This window comes from Pseudomonas sp. MWU12-2029 (assembly GCF_023242425.1).
Taxonomy (GTDB): Bacteria; Pseudomonadota; Gammaproteobacteria; order Pseudomonadales; family Pseudomonadaceae; genus Aquipseudomonas; species Aquipseudomonas kribbensis.
On the sequence record NZ_JALJDY010000013.1, the window covers coordinates 62340 to 78361 of the forward strand.

14 protein-coding genes are annotated in these 16022 nt (G+C 60.2%); all 14 read right to left on the minus strand.

All coding sequences use genetic code 11. From position 1 onward, the window contains the following. Positions 1-79 precede the first annotated feature (79 nt). Entirely contained in the window at positions 80-1435 is a 1356-nt protein-coding gene (gene nuoF, locus M5B44_RS26205) for an NADH-quinone oxidoreductase subunit NuoF (protein WP_064380702.1), read from the minus strand. Beyond that, positions 1432-1929, minus strand: coding sequence for an NADH-quinone oxidoreductase subunit NuoE (nuoE, locus tag M5B44_RS26210; protein ID WP_003223804.1), 498 nt, complete (start codon positions 1927-1929; stop codon positions 1432-1434). The genes nuoF and nuoE overlap by 4 nt, the downstream gene beginning before the upstream one ends. Before the next feature lie 2 nt (positions 1930-1931). After that, on the minus strand, positions 1932-3716 hold the full coding sequence (nuoC, locus tag M5B44_RS26215) for an NADH-quinone oxidoreductase subunit C/D (RefSeq protein WP_248741016.1): 1785 nt from the start codon (positions 3714-3716) through the stop codon (positions 1932-1934). A gap of 70 nt (positions 3717-3786) precedes the next feature. Further along, positions 3787-4461 (minus strand): NuoB/complex I 20 kDa subunit family protein, encoded by a 675-nt coding sequence (locus M5B44_RS26220; protein WP_007951456.1) that lies wholly within the window; start codon positions 4459-4461, stop codon positions 3787-3789. A 10-nt stretch (positions 4462-4471) separates the two neighbouring features. Further along, a complete protein-coding gene (locus M5B44_RS26225; RefSeq protein ID WP_003223812.1) occupies positions 4472-4885 on the minus strand; it encodes an NADH-quinone oxidoreductase subunit A in 414 nt (137 codons plus the stop codon). Positions 4886-5430: 545 nt separating this feature from the next. After that, complete coding sequence (gene aceA, locus M5B44_RS26230; protein WP_248741017.1) at positions 5431-6756, minus strand: isocitrate lyase; 1326 nt, start codon at positions 6754-6756, stop codon at positions 5431-5433. Positions 6757-7232: 476 nt separating this feature from the next. Further along, on the minus strand, positions 7233-7970 hold the full coding sequence (locus M5B44_RS26235; protein ID WP_248741018.1) for a secretin N-terminal domain-containing protein: 738 nt from the start codon (positions 7968-7970) through the stop codon (positions 7233-7235). A 132-nt stretch (positions 7971-8102) separates the two neighbouring features. Further along, positions 8103-8528 carry a GNAT family N-acetyltransferase gene (locus M5B44_RS26240; protein ID WP_134827362.1) on the minus strand — a complete coding sequence of 142 codons (426 nt, stop codon included), beginning with the start codon at positions 8526-8528 and terminating at the stop codon, positions 8103-8105. Further along, complete coding sequence (locus tag M5B44_RS26245) at positions 8521-9696, minus strand: cupin domain-containing protein (RefSeq protein WP_114884016.1); 1176 nt, start codon at positions 9694-9696, stop codon at positions 8521-8523. Before M5B44_RS26245 ends, M5B44_RS26240 begins: the two co-directional genes overlap by 8 nt. An 86-nt stretch (positions 9697-9782) precedes the next feature. Then, a complete protein-coding gene (gene purB, locus M5B44_RS26250; protein WP_085712387.1) occupies positions 9783-11153 on the minus strand; it encodes an adenylosuccinate lyase in 1371 nt (456 codons plus the stop codon). Positions 11154-11280: 127 nt separating this feature from the next. Continuing rightward, entirely contained in the window at positions 11281-11904 is a 624-nt protein-coding gene (gene hflD, locus M5B44_RS26255; RefSeq protein ID WP_064380694.1) for a high frequency lysogenization protein HflD, read from the minus strand. Then, positions 11901-13025, minus strand: a complete 1125-nt coding sequence (gene mnmA / locus M5B44_RS26260; RefSeq protein ID WP_248741019.1) for a tRNA 2-thiouridine(34) synthase MnmA — start codon at positions 13023-13025, stop codon at positions 11901-11903. The genes hflD and mnmA overlap by 4 nt, the downstream gene beginning before the upstream one ends. A gap of 59 nt (positions 13026-13084) precedes the next feature. Continuing rightward, the gene (locus tag M5B44_RS26265) at positions 13085-13531 is read right to left on the minus strand and encodes an NUDIX hydrolase (protein WP_103386160.1); all 447 of its coding nucleotides are present in this window, start codon (positions 13529-13531) and stop codon (positions 13085-13087) included. A gap of 78 nt (positions 13532-13609) precedes the next feature. After that, positions 13610-15835, minus strand: coding sequence for an NADP-dependent isocitrate dehydrogenase (locus M5B44_RS26270; RefSeq protein WP_114884013.1), 2226 nt, complete (start codon positions 15833-15835; stop codon positions 13610-13612). Positions 15836-16022 lie beyond the last annotated feature (187 nt).

The following is a 16022-nucleotide window of genomic DNA, read 5'->3' on the forward strand; positions in this document are numbered from 1 at the left end:
CGTCCGAATCCAGTCAGCCCCGAAAGGCGTCATCGGACGAAAGGCGAAGGGCACGGACCCTTCGCCTTTTTTTAAGCGTTTACGCGCCGACTACAATCGGCTTCGCCAGAGGCGGGACGGCGGCGCTTGCAGGCGCGATACCGGCTTCGAACTCTGGACGGAAGTATTTGATGGCACTGCCCAACGGCTCCACGGCACCCGGTGCGTGAGCACAGAAGGTCTTGCCCGGGCCGAGGAAGTTGACCAGACCCAGCAGGGTCTCGATGTCGCCTGGCTGGCCGCGGCCTTGTTCGATGGCCATCAGCAGCTTGACGCTCCATGGCAGGCCATCACGGCAAGGGGTGCAGAAACCGCAGGATTCGCGAGCGAAGAACTGTTCCATGTTGCGCAGCAGGGACACCATGTTGACGCTGTCGTCCACCGCCATGGCCAGGCCGGTACCCATACGGGTGCCCACCTTGGCGATGCCGCCGGCGTACATTTGTGCATCGAGGTGTTCCGGCAACAGGAAACCGGTACCGGCGCCGCCTGGCTGCCAGGCCTTGAGCTTGTAACCGTCGCGCATGCCGCCGGCGTAGTCTTCGAACAGCTCGCGACCGGTCACGCCGAATGGCAGTTCCCACAGGCCAGGGTTCTTGACCTTGCCGGAGAAACCCATGAGCTTGGTGCCCATGTCTTCGCTGCCGTCGCGGGCCAACGATTTGTACCAGTCCACGCCGTCGGCGATGATCGCCGGCACGTTGCACAGGGTTTCAACGTTGTTCACGCAGGTTGGCTTGCCCCACACGCCAACGGCGGCAGGGAAGGGCGGCTTGGAGCGTGGGTTGGCGCGGCGGCCTTCGAGGGAGTTGATCAGTGCGGTTTCTTCACCGCAGATGTAACGCCCGGCACCGGTGTGGACGAACAGCTCGAAATCGAAGCCGCTGCCCAGGATGTTCTTGCCCAGCAGGCCCGCTGCCTTGGCTTCTTCCACGGCACGGTTCAGGTGCTTGGCAGCGGTGGTGTACTCGCCACGCAGGAAGATGTAGCCACGGTAGGTTTTCAGCGCGCGGGCGCTGATCAGCATGCCTTCGATCAGCAGATGGGGCAGTTGCTCCATCAGCATGCGGTCTTTCCAGGTGTTCGGCTCCATTTCATCCGCGTTGCACAGCAGGTAGCGGATGTTGATGGATTCGTCCTTGGGCATCAGACCCCACTTCACGCCAGTGGGGAAGCCTGCACCGCCACGACCCTTGAGGCCGGCGTCCTTCACGGTCTGGACGATGGCGTCCTGATCCATGTCGGCGAAGGCCTTGCGCGCAGCGGCATAACCGTTCTTGGCCTGGTACTCGTCGAGCCACACGGCTTCGCCGTCGTCACGCAGGCGCCAGGTCAGCGGGTGAGTCTCGGCCGAACGCTGGATGCGGTTGGCCGGACCGAAAGAAGTCAGGGTCATACGTAGCCCTCGAGCAGTTTGGCGACGCCGGCAGGCTGGACATCGCCAAAGGTGTCGTCATCGATCATCAGCGCCGGTGCCTTGTCGCAGTTGCCGAGGCAGCAGACCGGCAGCAGGGTGAAACGACCGTCGGCGGTGGTCTGACCAAGGCCGATACCCAGGTTGTTCTGGATTTCGCTGACCACCGACTCGTGGCCGCCGATGTAGCAGACCATGCTGTCGCAGACGCGAATGATGTGACGGCCGACCGGCTGACGGAAGATCTGGCTGTAGAACGTGGCCACGCCTTCAACGTCGCTGGCCGGAATGCCGAGGATCTCGCCGATGGCGTACAGAGCGCCGTCCGGCACCCAGCCGCGTTCCTTCTGGACGATCTTCAGGGCTTCGATCGACGCCGCGCGCGGGTCTTCGTAGTGATGCAGCTCGTGCTCGATGGCCGAGCGCTCGGTTTCACTGAGGGTGAAACGGTCTGTCTGGATAAGCGTGCTGTTCATGCTTAGCGGTCCACGTCGGCCATAACGAAGTCGATACTACCCAGGTACGCAATCAGGTCCGCGACCATGCTGCCTTTGATCACCGAAGGGATCTGCTGCAGGTGGGCGAAGCTCGGAGTACGGATCCGGGTACGGTAGCTCATGGTGCCGCCGTCGCTCGTCAGGTAATAACTGTTGATGCCCTTGGTCGCTTCGATCATCTGGAAGGATTCGTTGGCCGGCATGACCGGGCCCCACGAAACTTGCAGGAAGTGCGTGATCAGGGTTTCGATGTGCTGCAGCGTGCGCTCTTTCGGCGGCGGCGTGGTCAGCGGGTGATCCGCCTTGTACGGGCCTTCCGGCATGTTGCGCAGGCACTGGTCGATGATCCTGACGCTCTGGCGCATCTCTTCGACGCGAACCATGCAGCGGTCGTAGGCATCGCCGTTGGCGGCCAGCGGCACTTCGAACTCGAAGTTCTCGTAGCCGGAGTATGGGCGCGCCTTACGCAGGTCGAAGTCGCAACCGGTGGAACGCAGGCCGGCACCGGTGACGCCCCATTCCAGGGCCTCTTTGGTGTTGTACTGGGCAACGCCGATGGTACGACCCTTGAGGATGCTGTTCTGCAGGGCGGCCTTGGTGTATTCGTCGAGGCGCTTTGGCAGCCATTCAACGAAGTCCTTCACCAGTTTTTCCCAGCCGCGCGGCAGGTCGTGGGCGACGCCACCGATGCGGTACCAGGCCGGGTGCAGACGGAAACCGGTGATGGCTTCGATCACCGTGTACGCCTTCTGACGGTCGGTGAAGGTGAAGAACACCGGGGTCATGGCGCCGACGTCCTGGATGTAGGTACCCAGGAACAGCAGGTGGCTGGTGATCCGGAAGAACTCGGCCATCATGATGCGGATGACGTCGACCTTCTCGGGTACCTTGATGCCGGCGAGCTTCTCGACCGAGAGCACGTACGGCAGGTTGTTCATCACGCCGCCGAGGTAGTCGATACGGTCGGTGTACGGAATGAAGCTGTGCCAGGACTGACGCTCGGCCATCTTCTCGGCGCCACGGTGGTGGTAACCGATGTCCGGAACGCAGTCGACGATCTCTTCACCGTCCAGTTGCAGGATGATACGGAACGCACCGTGAGCCGAAGGGTGGTTCGGACCGAGGTTGAGGAACATGTAGTCCTCGTTCGGGCCGGAGCGCTTCATGCCCCAGTCTTCAGGACGGAAGCGTGCGGCTTCTTCCTCGAGCTGTTGCTTGGCCAGGTTCAGGCTGAACGGATCGAATTCGGTGGCGCGCGCCGGGAAGTCCTTGCGCAGCGGGTGACCTTCCCAGGTCGGCGGCATCATGATGCGCGACAGGTGAGGGTGACCTTTGAAGTCGATGCCGTACATGTCCCAGACTTCGCGCTCGTACCAGTTGGCGTTCGGCCAGATGCTGGTGACGGTCGGCAAGCTGAGGTCGCTCTCGGACAAGGCGACCTTGATCATCACGTCACTATTACGTTCCAGCGACATGAGGTGATAGAACACGGTGAAGTCGGCGCCCGATGGCAGCCCTTGACGCTTGGTGCGCAGACGCTCGTCCACGCCGTGCAGGTCATAGAGCATGACGTACGGCTTGGGCAGGTTGCGCAGGAAAGTCAGGACTTCAACGAGTTTGGCGCGGGCCACCCACAGCACCGGCATGCCGGTGCGGGTCGGCTGAGCGGTGAACGCTTCGGCGCCAAAACGGTTGTTCAGTTCGACGACCACATCCTGGTCGTCTGCCTTGTAAGGCGGGATGTACAGAGCACTGCCTGTAGTCATGGTTATTTTTTCGCTTTCGGTCAACGTAAAGAATGAAGCCAGCTTCTCGTTTCTTTGAAACAGATCTGGATCAGACTTCGTCAGGGCTACGCAGATTGGTGACTGCGATTCGCTGTTCGCGGCGCTGTTCCTTCTGCGAAGGCATGTCGGCGCGATAAACGCCTTGATCGCCAACGACCCAGGAAAGTGGGCGACGCTCCTGGCCAATGGATTCCTGCAGCAGCATCAAGCCTTGCAGAAATGCTTCTGGACGGGGCGGGCAGCCAGGTACGTAGACGTCCACGGGCAGGAACTTGTCCACCCCTTGAACCACGGAGTAGATGTCGTACATGCCACCGGAGTTGGCGCACGAACCCATGGAGATAACCCATTTCGGCTCGAGCATCTGCTCGTAGAGACGCTGAATGATCGGCGCCATCTTGATGAAGCAGGTCCCGGCGATAACCATGAAGTCAGCCTGACGCGGTGATGCCCGGATAACTTCGGCGCCGAAGCGCGCGATGTCGTGGGGCGCCGTGAAGGCGGTGGTCATTTCCACATAGCAGCACGAAAGACCGAAGTTGTACGGCCACAGGGAGTTCTTACGTCCCCAGTTGACCGCGCCACTCAGCACGTCTTCCAGCTTGCCCATGAAAATGTTTTTGTGGACTTGATCTTCTAACGGATCGGAAACGGTTTCCCGCTGGCCGATCGGATACTGCTCGTTAGGAGCATCGGGGTCGATTCTGGTGAGATTGTATTGCATTGCCAAAGCCTCATTGTTTCAGCTTCGCCTGCCGCTTGCGACGAGCTTCCGGAGCCCAGTCAAGGGCGCCCACTCGGAACAGGTAGACAAGACCTGCCAACAGAATTGCTATGAAAACGAGAGCTTCGACGAATCCGGTCCAGCCGCTTTCGCGGACGGACACAGACCATGCAAAGAGAAAGAGGGCTTCGATATCGAAGATCACGAACAGCATCGCGACCAGATAGAATTTGGCTGAGAGCCGCAAGCGGGCGCCACCGGTAGGTAGCATGCCGGACTCGAACGGTTCGTTTTTGCTGCGGCCCCAGGCTTTTGACCCGAGGAGGCTGGAGACGCCGAGCATGAAGGCACACAGGCCGACTACACCCAGAAGGAAAATGGCAAAGCCCCAGTTGTGGGCCATGAGTCCTGTCGCTTCGGGCATGCTGGAAATCCTTAACAGAGAGCAAAGGTCTCTGAGCTTGATAAAGAAATAAGGCAGTGACGATATGTCGCAGCAATCAATCGCGCTGATTTTATGGCTAAACACCCGGCAAGTAAAATTCCTATAGCGAAATTATTTATTGGAATAAGGACATAGCGCACCTCTATGGCCCTGTAGCCCATGCGTTGCGGGCATTAGCCGGGATTTCACGAATTATGTTTTGTAGGAAATGTAACGAACATAGTTGCTGCTAAATGATAATTAATATCGTTTGAGGCGGTTTTGTAACTGTTCAGCGAGTGGGCAGTTGGGAAGTTGTCTTATATCCGCGTTACTGCAAGTAGCGGCGGCGCACGTTTTAACCGATTTTTGTGACGCGGATAGCGCTCTGGATCAATGTTTTGTCTCGCAGGTTGTGCCGTCCTCGAGGTGCTCCGAAAGCCGCAGGCAAAAAAACGCCCCGAACCAGTCGGGGCGTCAGTCTTTCGGCAATGCGGTTAGCTTTCTATACGGTCCGCAAAGGCCGTTTGCTCAGGCGAAGTCGATCAGTGGAACTGTTCTTCTTCGGTCGAACCGGTCAGCGCGGTCACCGAGGACGTACCACCCTGGATCACGGTGGTCATGTCGTCGAAGTAGCCGGTGCCCACTTCCTGCTGGTGAGCCACGAAGGTGTAACCCTTGGCGGCGTCAGCGAATTCCTGCTCCTGCAGCTTCACGTAGGCAGTCATGTCGTTGCGGGCGTAGTCGTGCGCCAGGTTGAACATGCTGTGCCACATGTTGTGAATGCCGGCCAGGGTGATGAACTGGTGCTTGTAACCCATGGCGGACAGTTCGCGCTGGAACTTGGCGATGGTCGCGTCGTCCAGGTTTTTCTTCCAGTTGAAGGAAGGCGAGCAGTTGTACGACAGGATCTGGTCCGGGTATTCCTTCTTGATCGCTTCGGCGAAGCGACGGGCTTCTTCCAGGTCCGGTTTGGCGGTTTCGCACCAGATCAGGTCAGCGTACGGCGCGTAGGCCAGGCCACGGGCGATTGCCTGGTCCAGACCGGCACGCACCTTGTAGAAACCTTCCTGAGTGCGGGTGCCGGTTACGAACGGCTGGTCGTACGGGTCGCAGTCGGAAGTCAGCAGGTCGGCAGCGTTGGCGTCGGTACGGGCCAGGATGATGGTCGGTACACCGGCAACGTCGGCAGCCAGACGAGCAGCGGTCAGCTTCTGTACGGCTTCCTGGGTTGGCACCAGAACCTTGCCGCCCATGTGGCCGCATTTCTTCACGGAAGCCAGCTGGTCTTCGAAGTGAACGCCGGCGGCGCCTGCTTCGATCATGCTCTTCATCAGCTCGTAGGCGTTCAGTACGCCGCCGAAACCGGCTTCGGCATCAGCCACGATTGGCGCGAAGTAGTCGATGTAGCCTTCGTCGCCCGGGTTCTTGCCGGCTTTCCACTGGATCTGGTCGGCACGACGGAACGAGTTGTTGATGCGCTTGACCACGGTTGGAACCGAGTCCACCGGGTACAGCGACTGGTCCGGGTACATCGATTCGGCGGAGTTGTTGTCCGCAGCGACTTGCCAGCCCGACAGGTAGATCGCCTGGATACCGGCTTTGACCTGCTGCACAGCCTGGCCGCCGGTCAGGGCGCCCATGCAGTTGACGAAATCTTTCTCTGGGCGGAAGGACGGCTTGGCACCCTGGGTGACCAGGTTCCACAGCTTCTCGGCGCCCATTTTCGCAAAAGTGTGCTCTGGTTGAACCGAGCCACGCAGACGGATGACGTCAGCAGCGGAGTAATTGCGAGTCACGCCTTTCCAGCGCGGGTTTTCAGCCCAGTCTTTTTCAAGGGCTGCAATTTGCTGTTCGCGTGTCAGTGCCATGGAGATAAACCTCGTCGCGTCTTTATGAAAAGTTGTTCTGCGGTGGAAAATTCCTTGCGCTCGCTGACCAGAAGCTTAGGTGGTCAGGTCGGGTTCGGCGGGGCAGGCGACGGGATGAACGATGGGCTCGAGGGGAAGTGAGCAGGTAAAGGCGAACTGGCGGGCGCATTAGGGCGTCGTGGGCCTTTGTGCGAACTACAGTGTAAAGCCGGGTTACCTAATTACGCTTCCGTCCCTCGGGACAACTTCGTTCCAGTCGGCAACCTCGTCAAACACACCTTGTGGGCGGTACAGACACGAAACGGCTCGCGGGGTTGGGTGCGAGCATCGCTTCGAAGGCCCTTGCCAGGGCCTCTGATTAGCGGGAGCGAGGCCATCATGCCTTCGCTTTTTTGGCTCGTCAAACGTTTTGTAGTGCTTTTTTTCAAGCACTACATCTTTCGTCTAATACGACTAATCAGTCAGTTTTCGGTGCTTTAGTCCAGCGTGTCGACTTTCACCCGCAACGTCATGTCATCCCGGCCTTGAGTCGAGTAGCTGCGGGCCAGGCCCTGTTTGTCGGCCTGAGTCTCGCGGTTCACGCCGGCGAGGGTGATCCACTCGCCCAGGCGGCCTGTGACAGTTGTGTCGGTGCTTTGCACGTTCACTACATCGGGACGTTCCTGGCTCATGCGGTCACGGTTTGTACTGATTGCCAGGTGAACGGTGTCACCGGTGACGCTGGCGGTGACATAGAAGCCCTGGGTGACGTTGCGATATTGGGTCTGGCTGCTGTAATCGCCGTAGGAGTTGGTCTGGCTGCTGGTGATCGGCACGCTCTGGCCGACCTGGATCAGGGCGGGCGCACCTTCACTGGCCTGAATCTGCTGAATGCCGCCGTCACGGCTGGCGGTGCTGTAGTTGATGATTCTGGTTTGCTGGTCGCCGGTGTTCTGCTGGTTGTTTTCGTTGGTGTCGACGGTGATCAGCAGGCGTTTGGGGGCGGTATCGAGCTGGGTGAGCAGGGCTTTCAATTCCTGGATCTTGTCCGGCTCGGCCTTGACGATCAGTTGATTGCCATAGGCGCTGACCTGGCCGTCCTTGCCGATGAAGTCCTGAGCCACCGGCAGCATGTCGGCGCTGGTGTGGTACTTGAGGGGCACGATTTCTGTGGCTGCCATCACCGAAAAACTGCAACCGAGCAGCAGGGTGGTGAGCAGGGTGCGTAGGGACATGTCCGTTATCTCCGCTTTCGAAAGGCTTGATATTGCCAGTTTGTCGGCCCGGGGTGGGGCAAGTTGAATCCTAGACAGCAAAACGCCCCGGCATCGGTCGATGTCGGGGCGTTTTGTGGTGCTCATCTAGCGTTATGCCGAATGACGAACCATGTCGACATGCGGAATCCCCGCTTCCAGGAATTCCTCGCTGACCAGATTGAAACCCAGACGCTCATAAAACGCCGTGGCCTGCACCTGCGCGCTGAGCATCTGCTGCTTCAGCCCGCGTGTTTCAGCTTCTGCGATGACCGCCTTCATCAGCGCATCGCCGACCTTCAGTCCGCGCCAGTCCTTGAGCACTGAAACCCGGCCGATGTGCCCGTCGGGCAGCAGGCGGGCGGTGCCGATCGGAAAGTCGCCTTCGAAGGCCAGGAAATGCACCGCCGTGGCATCATCGGCGTCCCACTCAAGCTCGGGTGGAACAGATTGTTCGGCAATGAACACCGTTTCGCGAATGCGGCGGATCTCGGCGTTGTCCTTTTGCCAGTCTGCAACACGTACGCGAATCTTATTCATCGTCGGCGAACCCCAGGCTTCCCTGTTTGACCAGTTCGCACAGCAGGCCACGACCGTCTTCGTCGCTCAGCCAGTCGCCGAGGTTGTCGGTGTGCAGGGCGTCAGCCGAGCAGATCAGCTTCAGCAGCTCGCGCAGCTTGCCCGGCAGGTAACGGCTCTGACCGCTGGCGAACAGCAGCAGATCGTCATCGACTTCCGACCACGCCAGGCGTGCACTCGGGTTGCGGATCAGGATGGCGCCGTCTTCGAGGGCGCTGAGGAAGTCTTCTTCTTCGACTTCTTCCGGGCCGACCACCAGCTCTGGATAACGCGGCTCGGTCATGTACTGGCCGAACCAGGTCAGCAGCAGGCGTTCGTCGCTCATGTGCTCGGCGAGCAGTGCCTTCAGGCGGCCGAGTGCATCGTGCTGGATCTGGTGCGGATCATCGCTGACCGGCTTCGCATCGGCATCGGTGTAACGCTCTTCGTCAGTCAGGAACTGGCTGAGGAAGTCGGTGAAGTGGGTCAGCACTTCGGCGGCGCTTGGTGCGCGGAAGCCGACCGAGTAGGTCATGCAGTCATCGACGGCAACGCCGCAGTGAGCCAGGCGCGGCGGCAGGTAGAGCATGTCGCCCGGTTCCAGGACCCACTCTTCAGTCTCGTGGAATTCGGCGAGGATGCGCAGGTCTGCATGTTGCAGCAGCGGGCTCTCGGAATCGCACATCTGGCCGATTTTCCAGTTGCGCTTGCCGTGGCCTTGCAGCAGGAACACGTCGTAGTTGTCGAAGTGCGGGCCAACGCTGCCACCCGGGGCGGCGAAGCTGATCATCACGTCATCGACGCGCCAGCTCGGCAGGAAGCGGAAGTTTTCCAGCAGCTCGCTGACTTCCGGCACGAACTGATCGACCGCCTGCACCAGCAGGGTCCACTCGCGCTCCGGCAGTTTGCTGAATTCGTCTTCGGCGAACGGGCCGCGGCGCAGTTCCCATGGGCGCTCGCCATGTTCGATCACCAGGCGCGATTCGACTTCTTCTTCCAGGGCCAGGCCGGCGAGTTCGTCGGCGTCGATCGGGCTTTCGAAATCGGGAATCGCCTGACGGATCAGCAGTGGCTTTTTCTGCCAGTAGTCGCGCATGAACTCGCGCGCCGTGAGACCACCCAGAAGTTGAAGAGGAATATCGGGATTCATATGTAACCTATTGAAAAAAAGCATTTTTCAGACGGGAATAAAAACGCCCGGCGCGGCCGGGCGTCTCAAACGGGTCAAGCAGTCGATCAGATGCGTTTGGCTTGCGCTACAGCGTTGCCGATGTAGTTGGCCGGGGTCAGTTGCTTGAGCTCGGCTTTCGCCGCGGCCGGCATGTCCAGGCCATCGATGAAAGTCTGCAGCGCTTCAGGGCTGATGCCCTTGCCGCGGGTCAGTTCTTTCAGCTTCTCGTACGGGTTCTCGATGTTGTAGCGGCGCATCACGGTCTGGATCGGCTCGGCCAGGACTTCCCAGCAAGCGTCCAGATCGGCAGCAATCTTGTCAGCGTTCAGTTCGAGTTTGCTGATGCCTTTGAGGCTGGCTTCGTACGCGATCACGCTGTGAGCGAAGCCGACGCCGAGGTTACGCAGCACGGTGGAGTCGGTCAGGTCGCGCTGCCAGCGGGAGATCGGCAGTTTGCTCGCCAGGTGCTGGAACAGCGCGTTGGCGATGCCCAGGTTGCCTTCGGAGTTTTCGAAGTCGATCGGGTTGACCTTGTGCGGCATGGTCGACGAACCGATTTCGCCGGCGATGGTGCGCTGCTTGAAGTAACCCAGGGAGATGTAGCCCCAGATGTCACGGTCGAAGTCGATCAGGATGGTGTTGAAGCGCGCAATGGCGTCGAACAGCTCGGCGATGTAGTCGTGCGGCTCGATCTGCGTGGTGTACGGGTTGAAGGCCAGGCCCAGCTCGTCTTCGATGAAGGCGCGGGCGTTGGCTTCCCAGTCGATCTGCGGGTAGGCCGACAGGTGAGCGTTGTAGTTGCCGACAGCGCCGTTGATCTTGCCCAGCAGCGGAACGGCGGCGACTTGAGCGATCTGGCGCTCGAGACGGTAAACCACGTTCGCCAGCTCTTTACCCAGGGTGGTCGGCGAAGCCGGCTGACCGTGGGTGCGCGACAGCATTGGCACGTCGGCAAAGCGCAGGGCCAGTTCGCGGATGGCGTTGGCGGTCTGGCGCATCAGCGGCAGCATCACGTCGTCACGGCCTTCGCGCAGCATCAGGGCGTGGGACAGGTTGTTGATGTCCTCGCTGGTGCAGGCGAAGTGGATGAATTCGCTGACCTTGGCCAGTTCCGGCAGCTTGGCCGCCTGCTCCTTGAGCAGGTACTCGATCGCTTTCACGTCGTGGTTGGTGGTGCGCTCGATCTCTTTCACGCGCTCGGCGTGCTCCAGCGAGAAGTTTTCGGCCAGTTCGTTCAGAACGGCGTTGGCTTCGGCGGAGAAGGCTGGCACTTCCGGGATGCCGGCGTGAGCGGCCAGGCGCTGAAGCCAGCGCACTTCAACCAGAACGCGGGCACGGATCAGGCCGTACTCGCTGAAAATCGGGCGCAGGGCCTGGGTTTTGCCGGCGTAGCGGCCGTCAACAGGGGAAACCGCAGTGAGCGAAGAGAGCTGCATGGGGTGTTCTCGGACAGTCGGGCAACGAAATGGGGCGCGTATCATACATGAAAAAATCCGCCGGTCCGTCGCCAACTGACCGGCGTATTACGCGTTACAGACTACAAAGCATTTATTGTGCGGCGATTTACTCGCTGCGCATCAACGGATATAGCTCTTTGAGCAATTTGCGACGACTGATCACCAACTGCCAGCGATGGCCGCCCAACTGACGCCACAGGCGTGCCGAACGGATGCCGGCAAGCAGCAGGGCGCGGATCTTCGAGGCATTGCTCGGCTGCTGCAGGTTGCGCATGTCGCCATGCACCTGAATGCGTTGGCGCAGCGTGCTCAGGGTGTCCTGATACAGCGCACCGCAAGCCGCGATCACGTTTTCGTGGGCCGGGCCGAAATGCTCGACCTGCGACTGAATCTGCGGCAGACGCTTGCCGATCACGTCGAGCATGTCGTTGCGCTTGGCCAGTTGTCGCTCAAGGCCAAGCATCGACAAAGCGTAGCGCAACGGCTCGCGCTGCAAGGTGCTCGGGTCGCGCTCAAGGGCGCCGATCAGTGCGCGGTAACCCTCGCGCAGGTTGATATCGTCGCCGCCGTAAACATCCAGGGTGTCTTTCGGGTCGCGAACCAACAGGCTGCCGAGCATGCAGCTCAGGCCGGCCTCGTTGGTCTGGCCGGTCTTGGCGATCCGGTCGACCAGCACGGCGGCGAGAAACACGCCACCCAGAGCCGTCAGTTGCTCCTGAGTCGGGCTCATGCCTGGCCGCTCCACGGCTGGGCGACTTCGATCACGCCGCCACCGAGGCAGATTTCACCGTCATAGAACACCACCGACTGGCCTGGCGTGACCGCGCGTTGCGGCTCGTCGAACACGGCGCGGTAGCCGGTCGCTGTCTTTTCCAGCGTGCAGGCCTGATCGCTCTGGCGATAACGAACCTTGGCGGTCAGGCGCAGCGGCTGGCTCAAATCGATCGGGTTGACCCAATAGATTTCCGAAGCGAGCAGGGCGCTGGAGAACAGCCACGGATGGTTGTTGCCCTGGCCGACGATCAGTTCGTTGGTGTCCAGATCCTTGCGCAGCACGTACCACGGCTCGTCGCCGGCGTCTTTCAGACCGCCGATGCCCAGGCCCTGGCGCTGGCCAATGGTGTGGTACATCAAGCCGTGGTGACGGCCGATGACTTCGCCTTCGGTGGTCTTGATCTCGCCCGGTTGCGCCGGAAGGTATTGCTTGAGGAAATCGCTGAAACGACGCTCGCCGATGAAGCAGATCCCCGTGGAGTCCTTCTTCTTGGCGGTGGCCAGCTCGTATTTCTCGGCAATCGCACGGACTTCCGGTTTTTCCAGCTCGCCGACCGGGAACAGGGTCTTGGCGATCTGTTCGCCGCCGACGGCGTGCAGGAAGTAGCTCTGGTCCTTGTTCGGATCCAGGCCCTTGAGCAGTTCGGTACGGCCATCGATGTCGCGGCGGCGCACGTAGTGACCGGTGGCGATCAGGTCGGCACCGAGCATCATGGCGTAGTCGAGGAACGCCTTGAACTTGATCTCGCGGTTGCACAGGATGTCCGGGTTCGGCGTGCGTCCGGCCTTGTATTCGGCCAGGAAATGCTCGAACACGTTGTCCCAGTACTCGGCGGCGAAGTTGGCGGTGTGCAGCTTGATGCCGATCTTGTCGCACACGGCCTGGGCATCCGCCAGGTCGTCCATGGCGGTGCAGTATTCCGTTCCGTCGTCTTCTTCCCAGTTCTTCATGAACAGGCCTTCCACCTCATAACCCTGCTCGATCAGCAGGAGAGCGGAAACGGAAGAGTCCACGCCGCCGGACATGCCGACAATGACGCGCTTCTTGGATGTGTCAGAAGGGGCTGGATCACGCATAGGGATTCAATGAGTGTCTTGAAAAAGGACGCGATTCTATCAGGCTCACGGCCTCAAGGCTAAAGGGAAGGGCGGATCAGTTCGAGACCGAAGCGATTGCCGGCCAGATAATCATCGATGCAGCGGATGATCAGCTCGCTTCGCCAGTTGTCGCGCTGGGCCAATAATTCGTCGCGGGTCAGCCACTTGGCGCCGACGATGCCGTCGTCCAGTTGGTAATCCGGGTGGTGTTTCACGGCTTTGGCGCTGAAGCACACACGCTGGTAAGTCACGCCGTTGCTCGGTGCGGTGTACAGATAAATGCCGATCACGCTGGTGGGTTCGACGTCCCAGCCGGTTTCTTCGAGGGTTTCGCGCACGGCGGCTTCGATCAGGGTTTCGTCCGGATCCAGATGACCGGCGGGCTGATTGAGCACGTTACGTCCGGCCTTGTGTTCCTCGACCATCAGGAAACGACCGTTGTCCTCGACGATGGTGGCGACGGTGATGTGGGGGAGCCATTGCATTGATTGAATCTCCTGGGCGGAAGGCAGAAACACAAACCCCGGCGCATGGCCGGGGTTTGTGATGTTCCCTTTACAACCTTATACCAGCGCAGCAATCGCCGCGTTGAGGGTTGCGCTCGGGCGCATGGCCTTGCTGATCAGCTCGGCATTGGCGTGGTAGTAACCGCCGATGTCCACTGGCTTGCCTTGAACGGCGTTGAGCTCGGCGACGATGGTCGCTTCGTTCTCGGTCAGGGTCTTGGCCAAAGTTGCGAACTGCGCCTGCAGTGCAGCGTCTTCGGTCTGGGCAGCCAGGGCTTGTGCCCAGTACATGGCCAGGTAGAAATGGCTGCCGCGGTTGTCGATGTTGCCGACTTTGCGCGATGGCGACTTGTTGTTGTCCAGGAACTGGCCGGTGGCCTGGTCCAGGGTCTTGGACAGAACCAGCGCTTTCGGGTTGTTGTAGTTCACACCCAGGTGCTCGAGAGAAGCGGCCAGGGCCAGGAATTCACCCAGCGAATCCCAACGCAGGAAATTCTCTTCGACCAGTTGCTGCACGTGCTTCGGAGCCGAACCGCCGGCGCCGGTTTCGAACAGGCCACCGCCGTTCATCAGCGGCACGATCGACAGCATCTTGGCGCTGGTGCCCAGTTCCATGATCGGGAACAGGTCGGTCAGGTAGTCGCGCAGTACGTTGCCGGTCACCGAAATGGTGTCCTTGCCTTCGCGGGTGCGCTGCAGGGTGTACTTCATCGCGTCGACCGGCGCCATGATCTGGATGTCCAGGCCGGCGGTGTCGTGATCCTTCAGGTAAGCCTGAACCTTCTCGATCACCACGCCGTCGTGGGCGCGCATCGGGTCCAGCCAGAAAATGGCCGGGGTGCTGCTTGCGCGAGCACGGTTGACGGCCAGTTTGACCCAGTCCTGGATCGGCGCGTCTTTGGTCTGGCACATGCGGAAGATGTCGCCGGCTTCGACAGCCTGTTCCATCAGCAGGGTGCCTTTGCTGTCGGTCACGCGAACCACGCCGTCGGCCTTGATCTGGAAGGTCTTGTCGTGGGAGCCGTACTCTTCAGCCTTTTTGGCCATCAGGCCAACATTTGGCACGCTGCCCATGGTGGTCGGATCGAAAGCGCCATTGGCTTTGCAATCTTCGATCACGGCCTGGTAGATGGTGGCGTAGCAACGATCCGGGATCACGGCCTTGGTGTCGTGCAGCTGGCCGTCGGTGCCCCACATCTTGCCGGAGTCACGGATCATGGCCGGCATCGAGGCGTCGACGATGACGTCGCTCGGCACGTGCAGGTTGGTGATGCCTTTGTCGGAGTTGACCATCGCCAGCGACGGACGAACGGCGTAGACCGCCTGAACGTCAGCTTCGATCTGGGCTTGCTGCTCGGCCGGCAGGGATTTGATGCGGGCGTACAGGTCGCCGATGCCGTTGTTCAGGTTGAAGCCGATCTCGGCCAGCACGTCGGCGTGCTTGGTCAGGGCGTCTTTGTAGAACTCGGCAACGATCTGGCCGAACATGATCGGGTCGGAGACCTTCATCATGGTGGCTTTCAGGTGAACCGACAACAGCACGCCTTGTTGCTTGGCGCTGTCGATTTCAGCGGCGATGAACGCGCGCAGGGCCTTTTTGCTCATTACGGAGCAGTCGAGGATCTCGCCAGCCTGAACGGTGGTTTTTTCTTTCAGGACGGTGGCGGTACCGTCTTTGGCAATCAGCTCGATCTTCACGGCGTCAGCGGCGTCGATCAGGGCAGCTTTTTCGCTGCCGTAGAAATCGCCGGTGCTCATGTGAGCGACGTGGGACTTGGAGTCCTTGGCCCAGGCGCCCATTTTGTGCGGGTGCTTGCGCGCGTAGTTCTTGACCGAGAGCGGAGCACGTCGGTCGGAGTTGCCTTCACGCAGAACCGGGTTCACGGCGCTGCCCTTGACCTTGTCGTAACGCGCCTTGGCGTCTTTATCGGCGTCGCTGGTCACGGTTTCCGGGTAGTCCGGCAGGTTGTAGCCCTGGGCTTGCAGTTCTTTGATCGCGGCTTGCAGTTGCGGAACCGAGGCGCTGATGTTCGGCAGCTTGATGATGTTGGCTTCAGGCGTAACGGCCAGGTCGCCCAGTTCGGCGAGGTGGTCGGCTACGGCTTTGTCGCCCAGTTGCTCGGGGAAGCTGGCCAGAATACGTGCTGCAAGAGAGATATCGCGGGTTTCCACGGCGATATCGGCCGAGGCGGTGTAAGCCTCGATGATCGGCAGCAGGGAATAGGTGGCGAGGGCTGGAGCTTCGTCGGTGAAGGTATAGATGATCTTCGAGCGGGTGGGCATATTCGGATTAACTCTCTCTTCTTTGCTAAAGCGTGCGCAGAAACTCGAGGGGCGCCGGGTAAGCGCGTTCGTTCAAAGTCATCCATGAACCGAATGTCGAGAATCTTCGCGGTGATGTTGGGTGCATCAGTAGAGCGTCAAGCAGTCGGACTGCGGTAACAACCCGACCAATCAGGCGGAAAGTCTC

What these genes read in the sequence shown, in the direction of transcription:
- nuoE (WP_003223804.1), bottom strand. Translation starts at nt 1,929, where the DNA reads ATGAACAGCACGCTTATCCAGACAGACCGTTTCACCCTCAGTGAAACC.
- mnmA (WP_248741019.1), bottom strand. Translation starts at nt 13,025, where the DNA reads ATGCGTGATCCAGCCCCTTCTGACACATCCAAGAAGCGCGTCATTGTC.
- M5B44_RS26240 (WP_134827362.1), bottom strand. Translation starts at nt 8,528, where the DNA reads ATGAATAAGATTCGCGTACGTGTTGCAGACTGGCAAAAGGACAACGCC.
- nuoC (WP_248741016.1), bottom strand. Translation starts at nt 3,716, where the DNA reads ATGACTACAGGCAGTGCTCTGTACATCCCGCCTTACAAGGCAGACGAC.
- M5B44_RS26265 (WP_103386160.1), bottom strand. Translation starts at nt 13,531, where the DNA reads ATGCAATGGCTCCCCCACATCACCGTCGCCACCATCGTCGAGGACAAC.
- nuoF (WP_064380702.1), bottom strand. Translation starts at nt 1,435, where the DNA reads ATGACCCTGACTTCTTTCGGTCCGGCCAACCGCATCCAGCGTTCGGCC.
- aceA (WP_248741017.1), bottom strand. Translation starts at nt 6,756, where the DNA reads ATGGCACTGACACGCGAACAGCAAATTGCAGCCCTTGAAAAAGACTGG.
- hflD (WP_064380694.1), bottom strand. Translation starts at nt 11,904, where the DNA reads ATGAGCCCGACTCAGGAGCAACTGACGGCTCTGGGTGGCGTGTTTCTC.
- M5B44_RS26235 (WP_248741018.1), bottom strand. Translation starts at nt 7,970, where the DNA reads ATGTCCCTACGCACCCTGCTCACCACCCTGCTGCTCGGTTGCAGTTTT.
- M5B44_RS26270 (WP_114884013.1), bottom strand. Translation starts at nt 15,835, where the DNA reads ATGCCCACCCGCTCGAAGATCATCTATACCTTCACCGACGAAGCTCCA.
- M5B44_RS26245 (WP_114884016.1), bottom strand. Translation starts at nt 9,696, where the DNA reads ATGAATCCCGATATTCCTCTTCAACTTCTGGGTGGTCTCACGGCGCGC.
- M5B44_RS26225 (WP_003223812.1), bottom strand. Translation starts at nt 4,885, where the DNA reads ATGCCCGAAGCGACAGGACTCATGGCCCACAACTGGGGCTTTGCCATT.
- purB (WP_085712387.1), bottom strand. Translation starts at nt 11,153, where the DNA reads ATGCAGCTCTCTTCGCTCACTGCGGTTTCCCCTGTTGACGGCCGCTAC.
- M5B44_RS26220 (WP_007951456.1), bottom strand. Translation starts at nt 4,461, where the DNA reads ATGCAATACAATCTCACCAGAATCGACCCCGATGCTCCTAACGAGCAG.